This window comes from Mesorhizobium sp. WSM4846 (genome assembly GCF_055811415.1).
Genome location: NZ_JBVVPZ010000045.1, coordinates 40,123 through 56,755 on the forward strand (window position 1 = coordinate 40,123; position 16,633 = coordinate 56,755).

Here is a 16,633-nt window from a genome sequence, read left to right on the forward strand (position 1 = left end):
CGTTGTGGGAGAAGGTGGCCTCGCGAAGCGAGGTCGGATGAGGGGTGTTCCAGCTTGGCACCAACAGCACTCCGGCCAACACCCCTCAACCGTCTCGGCGCTGCGCGCCGATCCACCTTCTCCCACAAGGGGAGAAGGCAAGATGGCGCTTGGCTCTGCTCACGGCCCTGCCCGCCTGCGCCGCCGCTCATAGAGCATGACCAGCGTTTCGGCGGTCAGCGCCGGCTTCTTCTCACCTTCGATCTCAACGATGTTGGCCGCCTTCATCAGATACTGGCCGGGGCCCTTGTCCTCCATGGACAACAGCGTGATGCGCAGCCTGATGCGCGCGCCGGCCCTGACCGGAGCCAGGAACCGCACCTTATCGAAACCATAATTGAAGACGGCTTGCGTATTTTCCGGCACGATGCCCATGTCGAGCGCCAGCGCGCCGATGATCGACAGCGTCAGATAGCCATGCGCGATGGTGGCGCGGAACGGGCTCTGCCGCTTCGCCCGCTCTGGATCGACATGGATCCATTGGCGATCGCCGGTGCATTCGGCGAACTGGTCGATGCGGCTCTGGTCGACCGTCGTCCAGTCCGACACGCCAAGCTCCTGCCCTGTCATCGTCCTGAGCTGTTCGTAGGTCGGCGGCGGCCTCAGCCGTATTTGCGTCATTCCTGCTTTCCCGATCGCTTGCCCTGCCTCCGGACCACGAACCGGCCGCCTCTGTCAATTCGCTCAGTGTGTTCCGCTGCGATATCCTCGGCCGGATCGCGCCAGTGGCGGGTCCAGTGCCGGCTCCAGCATTGGCAACAGGATTATCGGGCAAGAGCAACTTTGGGCGCCGCGGCGGGGATGACGGGAGATAAGTCCATCTGCCTGAGAAACAGCCTACTTCTTGTCGTAGCCGCTGCGGATTTCCTCCATCGCCTCCTTGATGCGCTCGCGCAGGATCTCGACCGATTCGGTGCCGGATTTCCTGGCCAACTCGGCCACCTCGCCAGCATTCTTCAATGCGGTTTCGAAGGATTTCCTGGCGAACGCCGTTTGCTTGGCCATCAACTCCCGAGGATCGCCCGGAGCCCTGTAGTCCTGCGCCATGTCGGCGATCTCGCGCAGCGTGTCCTGCAGCATCTCGCGTTGTCTGGAGAGCAGCGACGACGCTCCGGCAGCACTTGCCCTGGCCGACTTTTCCAGTGCTTCGAGGTTCTTGCGATGATGGCTGAGGATCGCCTCGACATCGACGTTCGGCAGCTTCAGGTCGCGGCCGAACCTGCCGAACATGTCGATGAAGCTGTCGGATTCCGGTCGCTTTGCCATAGTGGCGTCTCCCCTGTTGCTGCGAATGCGGCAGCTGAAGAGAACAATAGGGCACTGGAGCTTCGCGGTCCATTCGCAGGCGCAATACATCGCGGCTCAGTCGACGAGGAACAGCCGTTCCAAGGTATGGAGCACGACGCCGGCCAGGCCGCCGATGACCATGCCGTTGAAGCGGATATATTGCAGGTCCCTGCCGATGTTCATTTCGATCAGCCTGGTCAGCTGGGCAAGGTCCCAGCGCTTGACCTGATCGGCGATGAATTTCGAGACGCCGCTCTTCTGGCTTTCGACGAAGGACGACAGCGCAACGATAAACCCCTGGTTCATGTCGGCCCTGATCTGGGCGTCGCCGGCAAGATGGCGGCCGACCTCGACGAACATGCTGGCGAGATGGGCGCGGATCATCGAATTCGGCGCCCTGGCGTCCTGCTCGATGAACACACTGAGGCTTTCCCACATGTCGCCGGCCAGCGCCTTCAGCTCCGGCCGGGCGAGGAAATCGCGCTTCAGTTTCTCGGCGCGCTTGGCATATTGCTTGGATGTCCTCAGCCGCTCGACGAAGCTCAGGACAAAACGGTCGAATTCGGCGCGCATCGGGTGGTCGGGATCGGCCCGCACCTCGTCGAGCAACGAACCGGCTGAGGCGACGATCTTCTTCAGCAGATAGGCGTCGGCGCGAAACAGGTTGAACAGCGACGGCAATTCCTCGCGGATCTTCTCGCGCATCGTCGCCAGCGCCTGCTCGTCGCTCAGGAAGCGGCCGACCACCTTGGTGAATTCGTCGAACAGTCTTTGGTGGCGGCGATCATCGGTCAAGGCCGACAGCAACTCGGCGGCGAGCGGCGCCAGCGGCACCTTTTCGATCTGCTCCAGCATGCGGCTGGTGACGAAGCCGCGCAGGCCGGACTGCTCGATCGCCGCCAGTGTCTGCGGCACCAGCCGGCCGACGAAATGCGACAGATCGGCGGCGCGGTTGGGGTCGGCCAGCCAGTCGGCGACGAGTGCGGAAAAATCGACCTCGGCAAGCTTTTCGCGCACCGGCTCGGGCGCCAGGAAATTGACCTCGATGAAGCGGCCGAGATTGTCGGCGATCCGGTTCTGGTTCTCCGGGATGATCGCGGTGTGCGGGATCGGCAGGCCGAGCGGTCGCCTGAACAGCGCCACCACCGCATACCAGTCGGCCAGCCCGCCGATCGTCGCCGCCTCGGCGAAAGCAGCGACGAAACCCAGCCACGGATAGTGGCCCTCGAACGACTTGGCCACCGCAAAGATGAGGACGCAGAACGCAAGCGCTGCGGTGGCGACGAATTTTGTGCGCCGAAGCGCCGAAAGCTTGGCCTCCGCGTCGGCATCGAACCGGGCGGACGCCCAAGCCGGTGATGATTGTGACATGGATGAACTGCTCCTGGTCGATGTCGCGGAGTTAACTTAGTGATCCGCCCACCCGAATGCGCGCCATATCAGGGTCATGGTTGCACAACCGCCCACACAAACATGATAAAAATATTCAACTATCATGCGGTGCTTGTCTGGAATTATTCCAAGGTATAGGCCATATTAGGGTTGAGCTATTGCTTCGTGAGGACACAATGCGGCTGACACGCCAGACCAACTACGCCATGCGCATTCTGATGTATTGCGCCGCGAACACCGACCGGCTGAGCCGTATCCCGGAGATCGCTGCCGCCTACTCGGTGTCCGAGCTCTTTCTCTTCAAGATCCTGCAGCCCTTGGTCGAGCATGGTCTGGTCGAGACGGTGCGCGGCAGGAACGGCGGCGTCAGGCTCGGCCGCCCGGCCGAATCGATCACATTGTTCGACGTCGTGCGCGTGACCGAAGAGAGCTTCGCCATGGCCGAATGCTTCGAGAACGACGCCGCCGAATGTCCGCTGGTCGACAGTTGCGCACTGAATTCAGCGCTGCGCGAGGCGCTCAACGCCTTCTTCGCCGTGCTCGAGCGCTATACGATCGCCGACATGGTGGCGGCGCGCCCGAGCGTGCGGCACCTGCTCGGCATCGACATGCTGGTGCAAAGAGCGCCGGCCGCCTGATCCGGGTCGGGTCGCGGTTTGGCTAGGTCTGTTGAGATTCAGGTCAGGCCGAGCCGGAGTCGAAGACGGGCGCGAAGCGACCAAACAGGTGGGTTCCGAGAACCGGAACGGAGCGTACGTTTGGTACGTGAGTACCGGAAGGGCAGGAAACCGCCATTTGCAGGCCGGCATCACCTGAATATCAATAGACCGACTGCGGTAGCACGAACGGCATGTCTCCAGCCGGCAGCACGCCGACCCGCAGCCGGCAGTCGAACACTTTTTCGATCAGATCGTCGCTCAGCACGTCCTGCGGTGAGCCGGTGGCGGCAAGCCTGCCGCGGTGCATGACGAATATCCGGTCGGCATACATGGCCGTCAAATTGAGGTCGTGCAGGATGGCGACAACGCCGCCGCCCCGCCTAGTAAAATCGCGGGCGATGTTCATGATGATCAATTGGTGCTTGATGTCGAGGCTGGAAACCGGCTCGTCGAGGAAGAGATAGCGCGGTTTGCCGTCGAGGACCGGCGCCCAGACCTGGCAGAGCACACGGGCCAACTGCACGCGCTGCTGCTCGCCGCCCGAAAGCTCCTGGTAGAAACGGCCGGCAAAGCCGTCGAGATCGACGCGCGCCAGCGTCCGTTCGGGCAGGCGCTCGTCCTCGCCGGGCAGCGCGCCCGAGCGCCCGCCGAGCAGGCCAAGCCTGACGATCTCGCGCACCGTGAACGGAAACGACAGCGTCGTCGCCTGCGGCAGCACGGCGCGCAGCATGGCGGCCTTGACCGGCTTCATCACCGACAGGTCGCGACCGTTGATGGTGACCTCTCCCGAATAGGCAAGATCGCCGGACAGCGCCCTCAGGAAGGTCGTCTTGCCCGAACCGTTGGGACCGACGATAGCCGCGATGTCACCGGGCCGCATGTCGAAATCGACATTGGCGACGATGCGCTTGCCGCCGATCGCTACCGAGACATCCCGCGCTTCGATCATGAAAACTCTCTCATAGGTCAATAACCCCACGCTTGCGCAGTAGGATCCAGAGGAAGAACGGCGCGCCGGCGATCGCGGTGACGATGCCGATCGGCAGCTCGGCCGGCGCCACGATGGTGCGGGCGACGGCGTCGGCCAGCAGCAGCAGGCAAGCGCCAAGCAGGGCCGAGGCCGGCAGCAAATAACGATTGTCCGGGCCGATAGCCAAACGCAGCAGATGCGGCACGACGATGCCGACAAAGCCGATGCCGCCGCTGACGGCGACAGACGCCCCGACCGCCGCCGAGACGCCGATGATGGCCGTGTATTTCAGCCGCTGCACCGGAATGCCGAGATGGCCGGCGGTGGCTTCGCCCAGCGCCAGCGCGTTGAGGCCGCGCGCCAGGAACGGCATCGCCGCCAACGCCAGCACGATCACCGGCCCAACGGAGCCGATTTTTTGCCAGGTCGCGCCGGCGAGCGAGCCGAGCTGCCAAAAAGTCAGGTCGCGCAACTGCCGGTCGTCGGCCATGAAGATCAGGATACCAGTCAGCGCCATGGCAAGGGCCGCCAGCGCGATGCCGGCGAGCAGCATGGTGGCGACCGAGGTTTGGCCGCGCCGGGTGGCAACCTGATAAAGCACCAATGTCGTCGCCAGCCCGCCGCAGAACGCCGCCAGCGGCAGAGCGAGTGTGCCCAGCATCGAAGTTATCGGCGCCAGCACCGTGGCGCCAAGCACGATGACGGACACCGCGCCGAGGCTTGCTCCGGCCGAAACGCCGATGAGACCGGGGTCTGCCAGCGGGTTGCGGAACAGCCCTTGCATCACCGCGCCGGAGACGGCCAGTGCTGCGCCGATCAGCACACCGAGCGTGACGCGCGGCAGGCGGATGTCGTAGACGATCAGGCGGTCGCGCGCGCTCAGCGCCTCATTGCCGGGTGCTGCACCCAACAGCCAGTCGCCGACGACGCTGACGGCCGAGGCATCCGATGCGCCTGATGTCAGCGAAAACAGGACGGCAACGGCAAGTCCCAGGCACAAAGCCAGGATGACGATGCGCGCGCGCCCCGAGCGGTCGCCGTCGGATGCTGTCGCCATAGTGCCCGCACCAGCGATCGATTGATCCACCATCGGGCGCCCGCTCAGTCCGCGGCCTGCCCGCCGTAGAGCGAGGCGGCAAGGTCGCGGATGACGTCGGCGGTGCGCGGCCCGAAGCCGAGCAGATAACCGCCATCCATGCGGACCACCTTGCGCGCCGCACCCGCCGCTGTCGACCGAATGGACGGGTTCGCGAACAATTCGTCGTCCGATACGCCGGGACCGGCATTGTTCATCATCAGGATCACGTCGGGCCTGGCGGTGATGACAGCCTCGTCGGACAGTTGCTTGTAGCCGGAATAGCCGTCGACCGCGTTGACGCCGCCAGAAAGTCTGATGATGCCGTCGGCGGCGGTGTTGCTGCCGGAAGCGAGGATCTTGCCGCCCCGCATCGACAGCACGAACAGGACGCGCTTGCGGTCCTTGATCGAGGCGGTCTGCTTTTCGGCGGCCTTCAGCTTGACATCGATCTCGGCTGCCAGCGCAGCCGCCTTGGCGTCGGCGCCAAGCGCCTTGCCGACGATGCGGATCTTTTCGAGAATGCCTTCGTGATCGTAGCGCTCGGGCACCTCGATGAACGGGATGCTCGTCTTCTTCAGCACGTCGACGGTTTCCTTCGGCCCGCTGCCGTGCAGCGCCAGGATGCCCGACGGATTGACCGACAGCACGCCTTCTGGCGACAGCTGGCGCATGTAACCGACGTCAGGCAGCTTGAGCGCCGCCTCGGGATATCGGCTGGTCGAATCGCGAGCGACCAGCCGGTCCTGCTCGCCGAGCGCAAAGACGATCTCGGTGATCGAACCGCCAATGGCCGCTATCTTCGACGGGTCCGCAAAAACCTCCGTGCCTTCGGCAGCGCGGGCCGGCAGCGCAAAGGCCACGCAAAGGCACATCGTGGCCCCAAGCGCCATTCCAAAAAAACGCGCCCGTTCAAGCAAAGCAGCCATTGTCGTTGTCCTCAGGCTGCGGTCGGGCTTGGAATGCGTGGCAGGTTCTCTGCCAGAAACCGCCAGTCCTCGCGCTCGCTTTCGCCTTCGTGGCGCTTGCCGAAGAACTGGATGATCATCTTGCCGTCGGCGCCATAGGCTTCGAGAGACGTGACATGGCCATCCTTGGTCGGCTTGCGCACGGCCCAGACCTCTTGGATGTGGTCGGCCCGCAGATGCAGGTGGAAGGTCTCGTCCAGCACGTTGATCCACGGCCCCATCGGCTTGATCGACTTGATCGGGCCCGAATGGATCTGGATGCAGCCGCGATTGCCGACAAAGCACATGATCGGCATCTCGCCCTCGGCGGCATGATGGAACATGGCGCTGACGGCATCGTGGTCGAGCCGCCAGGCGTAATCCTGGCCAACCATGCGCAGCGCCTGGCGGCGGTCGAGCTTCAGCGTCTTCAGCATGCCGAAGAACTGATGCACGTCGGTCAGCCGGCTCCAGCGGTCGCGCAGATCGTCGACATCAGCGGAAGCGGCGGAAGCCTCGGCCTCGCTTTCAAGCCCGCCTTCTGAAATCGCGACGCTCGACTCCTGGTTCGGCGATTCCAGCTCGGCCACCAGCTTCTGATAGGCATAGAGGTTGGACGCCGGCCGCAGATGCACCTTGTGCACCGCCTCGCCTTCCGCATCGAAGAACTGCAGGCTGCGCCTGATATCGCCGCCGTCGCGCTTTTCGACGGCAAAGCCGTGCGCCCAGGCTTTCGGGAACATGCGCAGGTCGATGTTCTCGCCAAGCACCATGGCATTGTGGTTGCCGGTCACGACCTTGTCGTAGACGCCGATCTTCTCGTGCACGGCGCTTTCATTGCGCGTCAGCGCCATGACCTCGCCGACGACCTCGAGGCCGGTCAGAAGATCGTTGACGCGCGGCTCGACGCGGAGGACGCCGTCGCCGCAATGCGCGGCGACCAGCTCGGCCTCCGAAATGCCAAGCTGGGCGGCGAGATCGCGCTCGCGCGTCTTCGGATTGTCTGCCCGCGCCCGCCGGATCTCGTGCGGCGCGGGCCTTACGCGCTGGTCCATATTTTTATTACCTACTTGTTGAGGATGAGCTTGCCCTGGCGGGTGATTTTCAGCCGGTAGAGCGCTCCGTGATGCTCGATGCCGATCTCGTGCTCGCCTTGGAACAGCGCGTTGCTGGACAGGGTCCTCACCGTCAACGGGACCCGGTCGAAACGAGCCGAATTGTCGTCGGAACGGCGAACGCGATCGCGAAAGTCACTGGGGCGAAAGTCACTGGGCCGAAAGTCCTTGGGATTGTGCGTGTTCATCTGGTTCGATCCCTTTCCTGGGCCGGGCCGGGCCTGGTCGGCTGGCGCGGCGGTGCGTGAAATGCCGATTCATTTCTTGACTTGAATACTCATGTTTACTAGTCAGTGCAATACCGGACTAGATGAGTCAAGATTTAAGAAGCCGGACACGACGAAAAATGCCGGCGCGTCAAGCCGGACAGCATCGAACCAGGATTTTTGGAGTTGGGGCATGGGGTTGGGGAATTGGGGACGGCTGGGTCCGGCGAATAGCAGTCCAGGTCCGGCGCATCGATCGATGGCAACGGGCATGGCGGCATTGCTGGCGGGCGCTGCGGCGATCGCTCTGCTCACCCCGTCGGCCCTTGCTCAGTCAGCCAATGCCCAACAGGCCGCCCAAACTGCAACAGATCGGCAGCAGGCCGAACAGGCGCAGACGCCTGAACGGCCGGCCGCGGCAGGCGCAACGCTGCTCGACCAGATCCTGGTCGTCAGCCGCACCGGCGAGACGGCGATCGATTCCCTGGCTTCGGTCAGCTATGTCGATCAGGAGCAATTGCAACGCCGCATGGCGACGACGCCCAACGACATGCTGTTGGGTGTGCCGGGTGTAGCGGTCCAGGCCGACGCAAGGCGCGTCTCCTCCAGCATCAACATCCGTGGCTTGCAGGATTTCGGCCGCGTCGCGGTCATCGTCGACGGTGCGCGGCAGAATTTCCAGCGCTCCGACCACGGCCCGCAATCGACCTTCTATATCGAGCCGGAACTCATCAAATCCGTCGACGTCATTCGCGGCCCGGTCGCCAACACCTACGGCTCGGGCGCCATTGGCGGCGTCGTCCTGTTCGAGACCAAGGACGCGGACGACTATCTTCGCGACGGCGAGACATGGGCGGCGTCCGCGACCGGGCGCTATGAGAGCAACGGCGAAGGCTGGACGACCAGCGCTGCCGGCGCCTACCGTTTCAACGAAAACTGGGATGTCCTCGGCAACATCGTCTATCGCGACTACGACGACTACAAGGATGGCGGCGGCGATACGGTCGACGGCAGCGGCTTCGACGTTTTGAGCGGCCTGCTGAAGACAACCATCCGCCCCAGCGAAGACAGCGAACTAAAACTGGGCTGAATGGCACGAGCGACGGCTGGAACGAGGTCAGCGGCGGCACGCCAGTGAATGACGTCGACCTGGAGGCGAATACCTTCACGGCGCGCTACAACATCACCGATGAGGACAAGAGCTGGCTCGATCTCCACGTCAACGCGTCCTACAACAAGACCAACATGGAAATGACGAGCCTGGTTCCGCAAAACCGGTTTGATCCAGTCACCGGTCTTCCCATCGTCCTGCCGGCGGGCTCGATGTCGACCTTCGATGTCGGCACTTCGGGCATCGACATCTGGAACACCTCGCGGTTCGAGACCGCCGGCATTGCGCACGAACTGACCTATGGCGGCGACTGGGTTGGCGACGATGTCGAGACCGGCGGCGCCGCAGGCGGCGCCAGTTTCTATACCCCTTCGGGCAAGAGAAACGTTTCCGGCGCCTATATCCAGGACAAGCTCAGCTGGGACTGGCTCGAAATCATCACCGGCCTGCGTTACGACAGCTACAAGCTCGAAAGCGATGTCGGCGAAACCTCCGGCGACCGGCTGTCGCCGCGCATCACCGTCGGCGTCTCGCCGTTCGAAACCGCCAGCCTTGCGGGACTGCAATTCTACGGCACCTATGCCGAGGGATATCGCTCTCCGTCGCTGTCGGAAACCCTCATCAGCGGCAACCATCCGGCAGGCGTCAGCTTTCCCTTCCTCCCCAATCCCGATCTGAAGCCTGAAACCGGGAAGACCGTCGAATTCGGTGTCAACTACAAGCGCGACGACATCCTCGAAACCGGCGACGCGTTTCGTTTCAAGGCCGCCTACTTCAACAACGACGTCGAAGACTACATAGCAGATGTAACGCTATCGGCATTCGACCCGACCAGCGGCTGCCCGTTCGGCCCCGGCATCCCGATCTGCGTCCAATACCAGAATTTCGCTAAGGCCAAGATCGACGGCTTCGAGATGGAAGGTGTCTATGATGCCGGATGGGGCTATGCCGGGCTCTCAGCTTCGATCATCGATGGTCACACGATTTCCTACGATGGCGAGCGGGCTGAGCTGCTTACCATCCCGTCTTCACAAATCACAGCACAGCTTGGGTTGCGATTCCTGGAGGACAAGCTCACCGTTGGTGGCGAAGTGCAGTACAACGGCAAACCGAAAGGCAATCCGATCGCCGACGATTATACGCTGGTCAATGTCTTTGCCAGTTACCAGGCGAGCGACAATTTCAAGATTGATTTCCGCGCCGACAACCTGTTCGATGTCAAATATGCCAACCCGCTCAATATCACCACGTCTGGCCAGCCTCCGGAGCCTGTCTTCGCGGCCTACGAGCCCGGCGTCACGCTGAAGCTGGCGGCGACAATGCGATTTGGAGGCTGACGACAATGACAAGCTTGACGGCATCGCTTCGCCTGCTGACCTCGGTGCTGGCCATGCCGCTTGCGATGGGTCCGGCGTGGGCGCAACAGTCTGCGCCGGCCCCTGCTCTGACGCTTGAGCTCAATGGCGCGCAGGCCTCCGAAAAAGGCTGCCGTCTGACGTTCGTGGTCAACAACACGCTCGGCGCCGACCTCTCGAAAGCGGCGTTCGAGATCGCGCTGTTCAACGAGGCCGGCGTCGTCGACCGGCTGACGGTGCTCGACTTCAAGGACCTGCCGGCGGGCAAGACCAAGGTGACGCGTTTCGATCTTGCCGGCGCCGACTGCGCCAAGGTCAGCCGCGTGCTGATCAACAGCTCGACTGAATGCGCCGGCACCGGCATCCAGCCGGACGCTTGCATGCGTGGACTGAAGACCGAGACCAAGACCGGCATCGCCTTCGGGGTCTGAGAAGGCAGCCCGCGCTGGCCGACCTGTTGCCGCTGGGGGCAAATGATGTTGATTTGACAAGTCCGCGCCGGTTGCGGCAGGTCTCGCCGCGAGCCATGCAGAACATCAGTCCCCTCCCCGACGCCGATGGCGAACTGGCGATTGCGCCGACCGGACCGCTTGCGCCGGCCCGACCGTCAGCCATGAGCCGCAAATGGACGGCGGCGATCGTCGCCTCCTGCCTGTTTCATGCCGCGGTGACGGCCGCTTTTCTCTTCGCACCTGCCGGCACGTTTGATGCCGGGGACGCAATCGAGATGGAAGGCGCCGATCAAACCGGCCCCAACGTGGTCGGCAGCGACTTGGATCGTCAGGTCCCGGGTGCGTTGAACGTTACTCTGGTGGCAGACCCGCGGCCAGCCAAGCCAGAGGTCAAGCCCGAGCCGCCTGCCGACCGGTCCACCGGTGACCGGCCGATCAGGGAAATGGCCGTGCAACCCCCCGCGCACTTGCCACAGATTGTCGAGCAATCCACTGCCGCGCCAGACATGTTGATGGCCGACACCCCAAGCCTGGACGAGCAGAGCGTGGCCCCGAAGATCGAAACACCGGCAGAGCCGGCTGCTCCGGCCGAAAACACCGAGGCCCGTCCTGCCGATATCGGGCAGCCGCCGATCCCGACGCCAAGCCCGAGCGCGACACCAGGTCTTGGCGGAGCCAGCGAGACGAACGATCCCCGCGGCGCGGCGGATGGCGAGGAACGCGACACGGTGACGTCCAGCAAGGGCAAGGAGCAGGCAGCGGCAGGCAATGCGATAGAATCCCGCTACAGCGGTGAAGTTCAGAAGAAGCTCGCCCGCGCCAACCGTCGTGTTTCGAAAGCGATACAGGCCAGCGCTCGCAACAATGCCAGGGTCGTTTTCGTTGTCATGGCCGATGGCAGCATCAGCGACATACAGCTTGCGGAAAGCTCAGGTTCTGCGGAGCTTGACCAATTCGCTTTAACACTGGTGCGCAAGCAGGCGCCGTTCCCTCCCATTCCAAGCGAAACCGGCAAGTCGAGTTGGGTGTTTAAAGCGCGGATCGGTCCATTTTAACAGCCTTCGCCTCATCGTTTCAGGCATTCCAACACACATCATAAACTGCAGTCACGAAAGGACGGCCAATGTACATCGCCATGAATCGCTTCAAGGTCCAGAATGGCTCGGAAGCCGCTTTCGAGGACATCTGGAAGAACCGTGATTCCAGCCTGTCCGAAATGAAAGGTTTCAAGGAATTTCATCTGCTGCGTGGTCCGGTCAACGAGGCCGAAGGCTACACGCTGTTCGCTTCGCACACGGTGTGGGCGAGCCATGAGGATTTCGTCGCCTGGACCAAATCCGAGAACTTCCGCGCCGCGCACCGCAACGCCGGCTCCACCAAGGTGCACTATCTCGGCCATCCGCAGTTCGAGGGCTTTTCGGTCGTCGAGGGCGCGTGAGTAGTCTGAGGCGACCCATGGTTCCCTTGGGCTTTTGCCGAACGATCGGCGCCTGACGAAATAGGGCGCCGTTCGGCGAAGCTGCCAATCTCCCCCCTAGTGGGGGAGATCGGCCGTCATCTCGGCCTTCGCCAATCGTGGGAATGCAGGAAAGCCCCGGCCGTCCCTTACGCCGCGGCCAGCAGGCTGGCATTGCCGCCGGCGGCCGTGGTGTCGACGCAGACGGCGCGCTCATGCGCATAGGCGGCCGGGTTGAGCACTTCGCTGACCAGCGGCACGATCGGGCCGGCGCGGTCGGCGATCACCTTGCGCACGATGCGAGCGGCCTCAGGCGTGCCGGAAAAGGCAACGACGTCGACACGCAGCGCGCGTGCCTCGACCGGGTCGGGCCGGCCGTCGATGGCCGCCAGCGGCAGGCCCTTGCCGGTCATTGACGAAAGTGCTGCCGGCGCACCGGGCGCGACGGCCAGCACCGCATTGCCGGCGGCGAGCGCCTGGATGGTCTGGGCAAGCAGCGTGTCGGCGTCCGGTCCGAGGCAGAGCACGCGGCCGCGCGGCGACAGCGACAGCGTGTTGGCCTCGCCGGTCGGCCCGGGCAAATCGACCTGGCCGAAATCGATGCTTGCGGCAGCACCGATGGCCGCGGCACCCTTGCCGCGCAAATGCTTCCTCAGCACCGCCACCCGGTCCGCCCGCGTCGACCAGCCGCCAAGCGTCGGGTCCGGCAGATTGTCGGCAAGTTCGGTCGCCGTCACCTTGCGGCCGTCAAGAACAGGCGTGCCCGCCTGCGGCCCCTTGCGGAACCGCCTGAGATAGTGCGGCCCGCCGGCCTTCGGCCCGGTGCCGGAAAGTCCTTCGCCGCCGAACGGCTGCGAGCCGACCACGGCGCCGATCTGGTTGCGGTTGACATAGATGTTGCCGGCATGGATGCCGTCGACGAAATGCTGGGCGCGGCCTTCGATGCGGGTGTGCAAGCCGAAGGTCAGGCCATAACCCTTGCGGTTGATCGCGGCGATGACCCCGTCGATATCGTCGGCGTCGAAGCTGGCGACATGCAGCACCGGCCCGAACACCTCGCGCTCGATGTCCTCGATGCCCTTGACCCGAAACACATGCGGCGCCACGAAGCGGCCATCCTTCGGCGCTTCGAGCTTGGCGATCAGCCGGCCCTGCAGGCCCATCTCAGTGCAATAGTCGCGGATCGATTTTTGTGCCTCCTCGTCGATGACTGGCCCGACATCGGTCGAGATCCGCCAGGGATCGCCGAGGCTGAGCGCTTCCATGGCGCCTTTCAGCATGTCCAGCATCTTCTTCTCGACGTCCTTCTGCATATAGAGCACGCGCAGCGCCGAGCAGCGCTGGCCGGCGCTCTGGAAGGCCGAGGCCAGGATGTCGCGCACCGCCTGCTCGGGCAGCGCAGTGGAATCGACGATCATCGCATTCAACCCGCCGGTCTCGGCGATCAGCATGGCGTCGGGCGCGGCGGTCTCGGCCAGTTGCTTTTCGATCAGCTTGGCGACCTCGGTCGAGCCGGTGAAGCAGACGCCGGCGATGCGCGGGTCGGCGGTCAGCGGGCCGCCGACCGAGGGGCCGTCGCCAGGCAGAAGCTGGATGACATCTTGCGGCACGCCGGCCTCGCGCAGCAATTCGACGGCGCGGAAGGCAATCAGCGGCGTTTGCTCGGCCGGCTTGGCGATGACCGAATTGCCGGTGACGAGTGCTGCCGCAATCTGGCCGGTGAAGATGGCGAGCGGAAAATTCCATGGCGAGATGCACGCGATCACGCCGCGCGCCTCGGTTCCCGTTTCCGCATTGGCCGCCTCGGTCGCGTAATAGCGCAGGAAATCGACTGCCTCGCGCACTTCGGCGACGCCGTCGGCCAGCGATTTGCCGGCCTCGCGTGTGGCGAGCGCGAAGAATTCGATGGCGTTGGCCTCATAGAGGTCGGCCGCGCGGTTGAGGATGGCGGCGCGCTCGGCGACGGCGCGCTTCGCCCAGGCCGGTTGCGCCTCCACCGCGATGCGCATGGCGGTCGCAACCTGCTTGGCGGTAGCCTCGCTGACCGTGCCGACCACTTCCTCGGGCTTTGCCGGATTGACCACCGGACCCTGATTGCCGTAGCCGGCGGCACGGGTGATCGGCCTGGCGTGCCAGCGGTCCGGCCCGGCGAATTCAGCCCTGGCCTTGTCGATCGCGGCCAGCGTCACCGGATCGGTGATGTCGAACCCCTTCGAATTGCGGCGGGCAGCACCGAAGATCGCCGACGGGCTGGGAATCGCCGGGTTGGCGGCCGGACCCTGTTTCTCGACGGTTTCGAGCGGGTCGCGCGCAATATCCTCCGGCTCGACCTCCTCGTCGGTGAGCTGGTGGACGAAGGAGGAGTTGGCGCCGTTTTCGAGCAGCCGGCGGACCAGATAGGCGAGCAGGTCGGAATGCGCGCCGACCGGCGCATAGATGCGGCAGCGCGTGCCCTCGGCCCGCCGCACCGTCTCGTGCAACGCCTCGCCCATGCCGTGCAAGCGCTGGAACTCGAAGGAGTCGCGATCGCCGGCCATCGACAGGACGGCGGCGACGGTGTGGGCGTTGTGGGTGGCGAATTGCGGATAGATGCGGTCGGTCATCGACAGCAGCTTTTTCGCGCAGGCCAGGTAGGACACATCGGTGTTGGCCTTGCGTGTGAAGACCGGATAGCCGTCGAGCCCGAGCGCCTGCGCCCGCTTGATCTCGGTGTCCCAATATGCGCCCTTGACCAGCCGCACCATGATGGTGCGGTCGTGCTTCTTCGCCAGTGCATAGAGCCAGTCGATGACGAAGGCGGCGCGCGGACCGTAGGCCTGGACGACGACGCCAAAGCCGTTCCAGCCGGCAAGCTCCGGCTCGGCCAGCACCCGCTCGATGATTTCGAGCGACAGGTCGAGGCGGTCGGCCTCCTCGGCGTCGATGTTGAGGCCCATGCGCGAATGGCGCGCCGCCAGCGCCAGCGACAAAAGCCGCTCGGCCATTACAGGCAGCATTTTTTCCTTCTGCGTCGCCTCGTAGCGCGGATGCAGCGCCGACAGCTTGACCGAGATGCCGTGATTCTGGCGGATGTCGGGGCTGTTGGCGCCGGCATCGAGCGATGAGATGGCGTCGGCATAGGCCTTGAGATAGCGCAGTGCGTCGGCCTCAGTGCGGGCCGCCTCGCCCAGCATGTCAAAGGAATAGAGATAGCCTTTCTGGGTCATCGGCCGGCCGCGCTTGACGGCCTCGGCAATGGTGCGGCCGAGCACGAACTGCTCGCCCATTTCGCGCATGGCGGCGGCGACCGCCCTGCGGATGACCGGCTCGCCCAGCCGGCGCACCATGGCGCGCAGCGTGCCTTCGATGCCGTCCTCGCCTTCGTCGAGCACCCGGCCGGTCAGCATCAGCGCCCAGGTCGACGCATTGACGAAGATCGAGCTCGAGCCGCCCGAATGCGCCGACCAATCATGCGGCGCGATCTTGTCGGCGATGAGGTCGTCCATCGTCTCGGTATCCGGCACCCGCAGCAGCGCTTCGGCCAGGCACATCAGCGCGACGCCTTCCTTGGTGGACAGGCCGTAAGCGGACAGAAAAACTTCCATCAGCCGCGGATCGGACGAGCCGCGCACCGCCCGCACCAGATCGGCGGCGCGGGCCGAGATTGCCTTGCGCTCTTTCGTCGAAAGCCCTGTCGCCTCGGCCAGCCGCTTCACGGCCTCGTCTTCGTCAGGCAAGTAATTGGCACGGATCTGCTGGCGGATGGCTTCGAGCGCTGGCATGACGGTCCTGTGGAGCGAGCATCAGGGAGCGGTCCGGCGGTCACCGGACCGAATGACGCAAGCTAACACAAAGCGCAGTTTCGATCGGTCCAAAGAAATCGACAGGAGAGGTCGATTGGTCTATCGTTCGGCCTGATTTCCTCCAACTTGACCAAAAACTCGATGACAGAAGACCAATTGGACCGGATCGACAGGAACATCCTGTCGGCGCTGGGCAGCGACGGCCGGCTTTCCATGTCGGAACTCGCGGCAAAGGTCGGCCTGTCGAAGACGCCGGTGCAGGCGCGGGTCAAGCGGCTGGAAAAGGACGGCATCATCCGAGGCTACCAGGCGATCGTCGACCGTGAGCGGATGGGCGAAGGCCATGTCGCCTTCGTCCAGGTGAAACTGTCGGACACCCGCTCGGCCGCGCTCGACGCCTTCAACCGCGCCGTGCAGGCGGTGCCGGAGATCGAGCAGTGCCACATGATGGCGTCGAGCTTCGATTATCTGCTGAAAGTCCGCACCACCGACATCGCCGCCTACCGCCGCGTGCTTGGCGAGCGCATCTCCGCCCTGCCCCACGTCGCCCAGACCTCGACCTTCGTGGCGATGGAGACGGTCAAGGACCGGTAGTAAAGCGCTGATGCATTGACCTCGGCGGGACAGCGCCCCCCTCTGTCCTGCCGGACATCTCCCCCACGAGTGGGGAGATTGGCTGCCCCTCGGCTTTCGCCAATTTTCAACATTCAAGAAAAGGGGCACTGTCGCCGAAGCCGCCGATCTCCCCCCAAGTGGGGGAGATGTCCGGCAGGACAGAGGGGGGCGC

Annotated in this window: 14 protein-coding genes and 1 pseudogene; 6 read left to right on the plus strand and 9 right to left on the minus strand. The window is 64.1% G+C overall.

Annotated elements, in window-relative coordinates; genetic code table 11:
• Positions 1–159 precede the first annotated feature (159 nt).
• The 3 genes from AC0L15_RS27555 to AC0L15_RS27565 form a co-directional block, all read right to left on the minus strand.
• Positions 160–660: a MaoC family dehydratase gene (locus AC0L15_RS27555; RefSeq protein WP_027156157.1), complete on the minus strand. Its 501-nt coding sequence runs from the start codon at positions 658–660 to the stop codon at positions 160–162.
• A 216-nt stretch (positions 661–876) separates the two neighbouring features.
• The gene (locus AC0L15_RS27560; RefSeq protein ID WP_287139712.1) at positions 877–1,305 is read right to left on the minus strand and encodes a phasin family protein; all 429 of its coding nucleotides are present in this window, start codon (positions 1,303–1,305) and stop codon (positions 877–879) included.
• Between the two features lie 96 nt (positions 1,306–1,401).
• Positions 1,402–2,697: a DUF445 domain-containing protein gene (locus AC0L15_RS27565; RefSeq protein ID WP_128188246.1), complete on the minus strand. Its 1,296-nt coding sequence runs from the start codon at positions 2,695–2,697 to the stop codon at positions 1,402–1,404.
• Positions 2,698–2,894: 197 nt separating this feature from the next.
• Between AC0L15_RS27565 and rirA the strand changes: the two genes are divergently transcribed.
• Positions 2,895–3,356 (plus strand): iron-responsive transcriptional regulator RirA, encoded by a 462-nt coding sequence (gene rirA, locus AC0L15_RS27570; RefSeq protein WP_128188245.1) that lies wholly within the window; start codon positions 2,895–2,897, stop codon positions 3,354–3,356.
• Between the two features lie 181 nt (positions 3,357–3,537).
• Here rirA and AC0L15_RS27575 read toward each other — a convergent pair whose 3' ends face one another.
• Genes AC0L15_RS27575 through hemP form a run of 5 tightly spaced genes read right to left on the minus strand, consistent with a single transcriptional unit; the run spans position 3,538 to position 7,672 of the window.
• On the minus strand, positions 3,538–4,326 hold the full coding sequence (locus AC0L15_RS27575; protein ID WP_287247223.1) for a heme ABC transporter ATP-binding protein: 789 nt from the start codon (positions 4,324–4,326) through the stop codon (positions 3,538–3,540).
• A 10-nt stretch (positions 4,327–4,336) separates the two neighbouring features.
• Positions 4,337–5,437, minus strand: coding sequence for a FecCD family ABC transporter permease (locus AC0L15_RS27580; RefSeq protein ID WP_287253317.1), 1,101 nt, complete (start codon positions 5,435–5,437; stop codon positions 4,337–4,339).
• 11 nt (positions 5,438–5,448) lie between these two features.
• Positions 5,449–6,315, minus strand: a complete 867-nt coding sequence (locus AC0L15_RS27585; protein ID WP_473497692.1) for a heme/hemin ABC transporter substrate-binding protein — start codon at positions 6,313–6,315, stop codon at positions 5,449–5,451.
• A 47-nt stretch (positions 6,316–6,362) separates the two neighbouring features.
• Complete coding sequence (locus tag AC0L15_RS27590) at positions 6,363–7,424, minus strand: hemin-degrading factor (RefSeq protein ID WP_287247224.1); 1,062 nt, start codon at positions 7,422–7,424, stop codon at positions 6,363–6,365.
• Between the two features lie 11 nt (positions 7,425–7,435).
• Complete coding sequence (gene hemP, locus AC0L15_RS27595) at positions 7,436–7,672, minus strand: hemin uptake protein HemP (RefSeq protein WP_027156149.1); 237 nt, start codon at positions 7,670–7,672, stop codon at positions 7,436–7,438.
• 211 nt (positions 7,673–7,883) lie between these two features.
• On the opposite strand from hemP, the pseudogene AC0L15_RS27600 reads away from it, so the two are divergent.
• The 4 genes and pseudogenes from AC0L15_RS27600 to hmuQ all read left to right on the plus strand — a co-directional run bounded on the left by AC0L15_RS27600 (position 7,884) and on the right by hmuQ (position 12,046).
• Positions 7,884–10,138: pseudogene (locus AC0L15_RS27600) on the plus strand (TonB-dependent hemoglobin/transferrin/lactoferrin family receptor).
• A gap of 5 nt (positions 10,139–10,143) precedes the next feature.
• Positions 10,144–10,587, plus strand: coding sequence for a hypothetical protein (locus tag AC0L15_RS27605; RefSeq protein ID WP_128166777.1), 444 nt, complete (start codon positions 10,144–10,146; stop codon positions 10,585–10,587).
• Between the two features lie 95 nt (positions 10,588–10,682).
• Positions 10,683–11,663 (plus strand): energy transducer TonB family protein, encoded by a 981-nt coding sequence (locus AC0L15_RS27610; RefSeq protein ID WP_287247225.1) that lies wholly within the window; start codon positions 10,683–10,685, stop codon positions 11,661–11,663.
• Positions 11,664–11,731: 68 nt separating this feature from the next.
• The gene (hmuQ, locus tag AC0L15_RS27615; protein ID WP_128176755.1) at positions 11,732–12,046 is read left to right on the plus strand and encodes a heme-degrading protein HmuQ; all 315 of its coding nucleotides are present in this window, start codon (positions 11,732–11,734) and stop codon (positions 12,044–12,046) included.
• Positions 12,047–12,213: 167 nt separating this feature from the next.
• Here hmuQ and putA read toward each other — a convergent pair whose 3' ends face one another.
• Positions 12,214–15,825, minus strand: a complete 3,612-nt coding sequence (gene putA, locus AC0L15_RS27620) for a bifunctional proline dehydrogenase/L-glutamate gamma-semialdehyde dehydrogenase PutA (protein WP_473497690.1) — start codon at positions 15,823–15,825, stop codon at positions 12,214–12,216.
• A 162-nt stretch (positions 15,826–15,987) separates the two neighbouring features.
• Here putA and AC0L15_RS27625 point away from each other — a divergent pair, with 162 nt between their 5' ends.
• Positions 15,988–16,440, plus strand: a complete 453-nt coding sequence (locus AC0L15_RS27625; protein ID WP_023803583.1) for an Lrp/AsnC family transcriptional regulator — start codon at positions 15,988–15,990, stop codon at positions 16,438–16,440.
• Positions 16,441–16,633 lie beyond the last annotated feature (193 nt).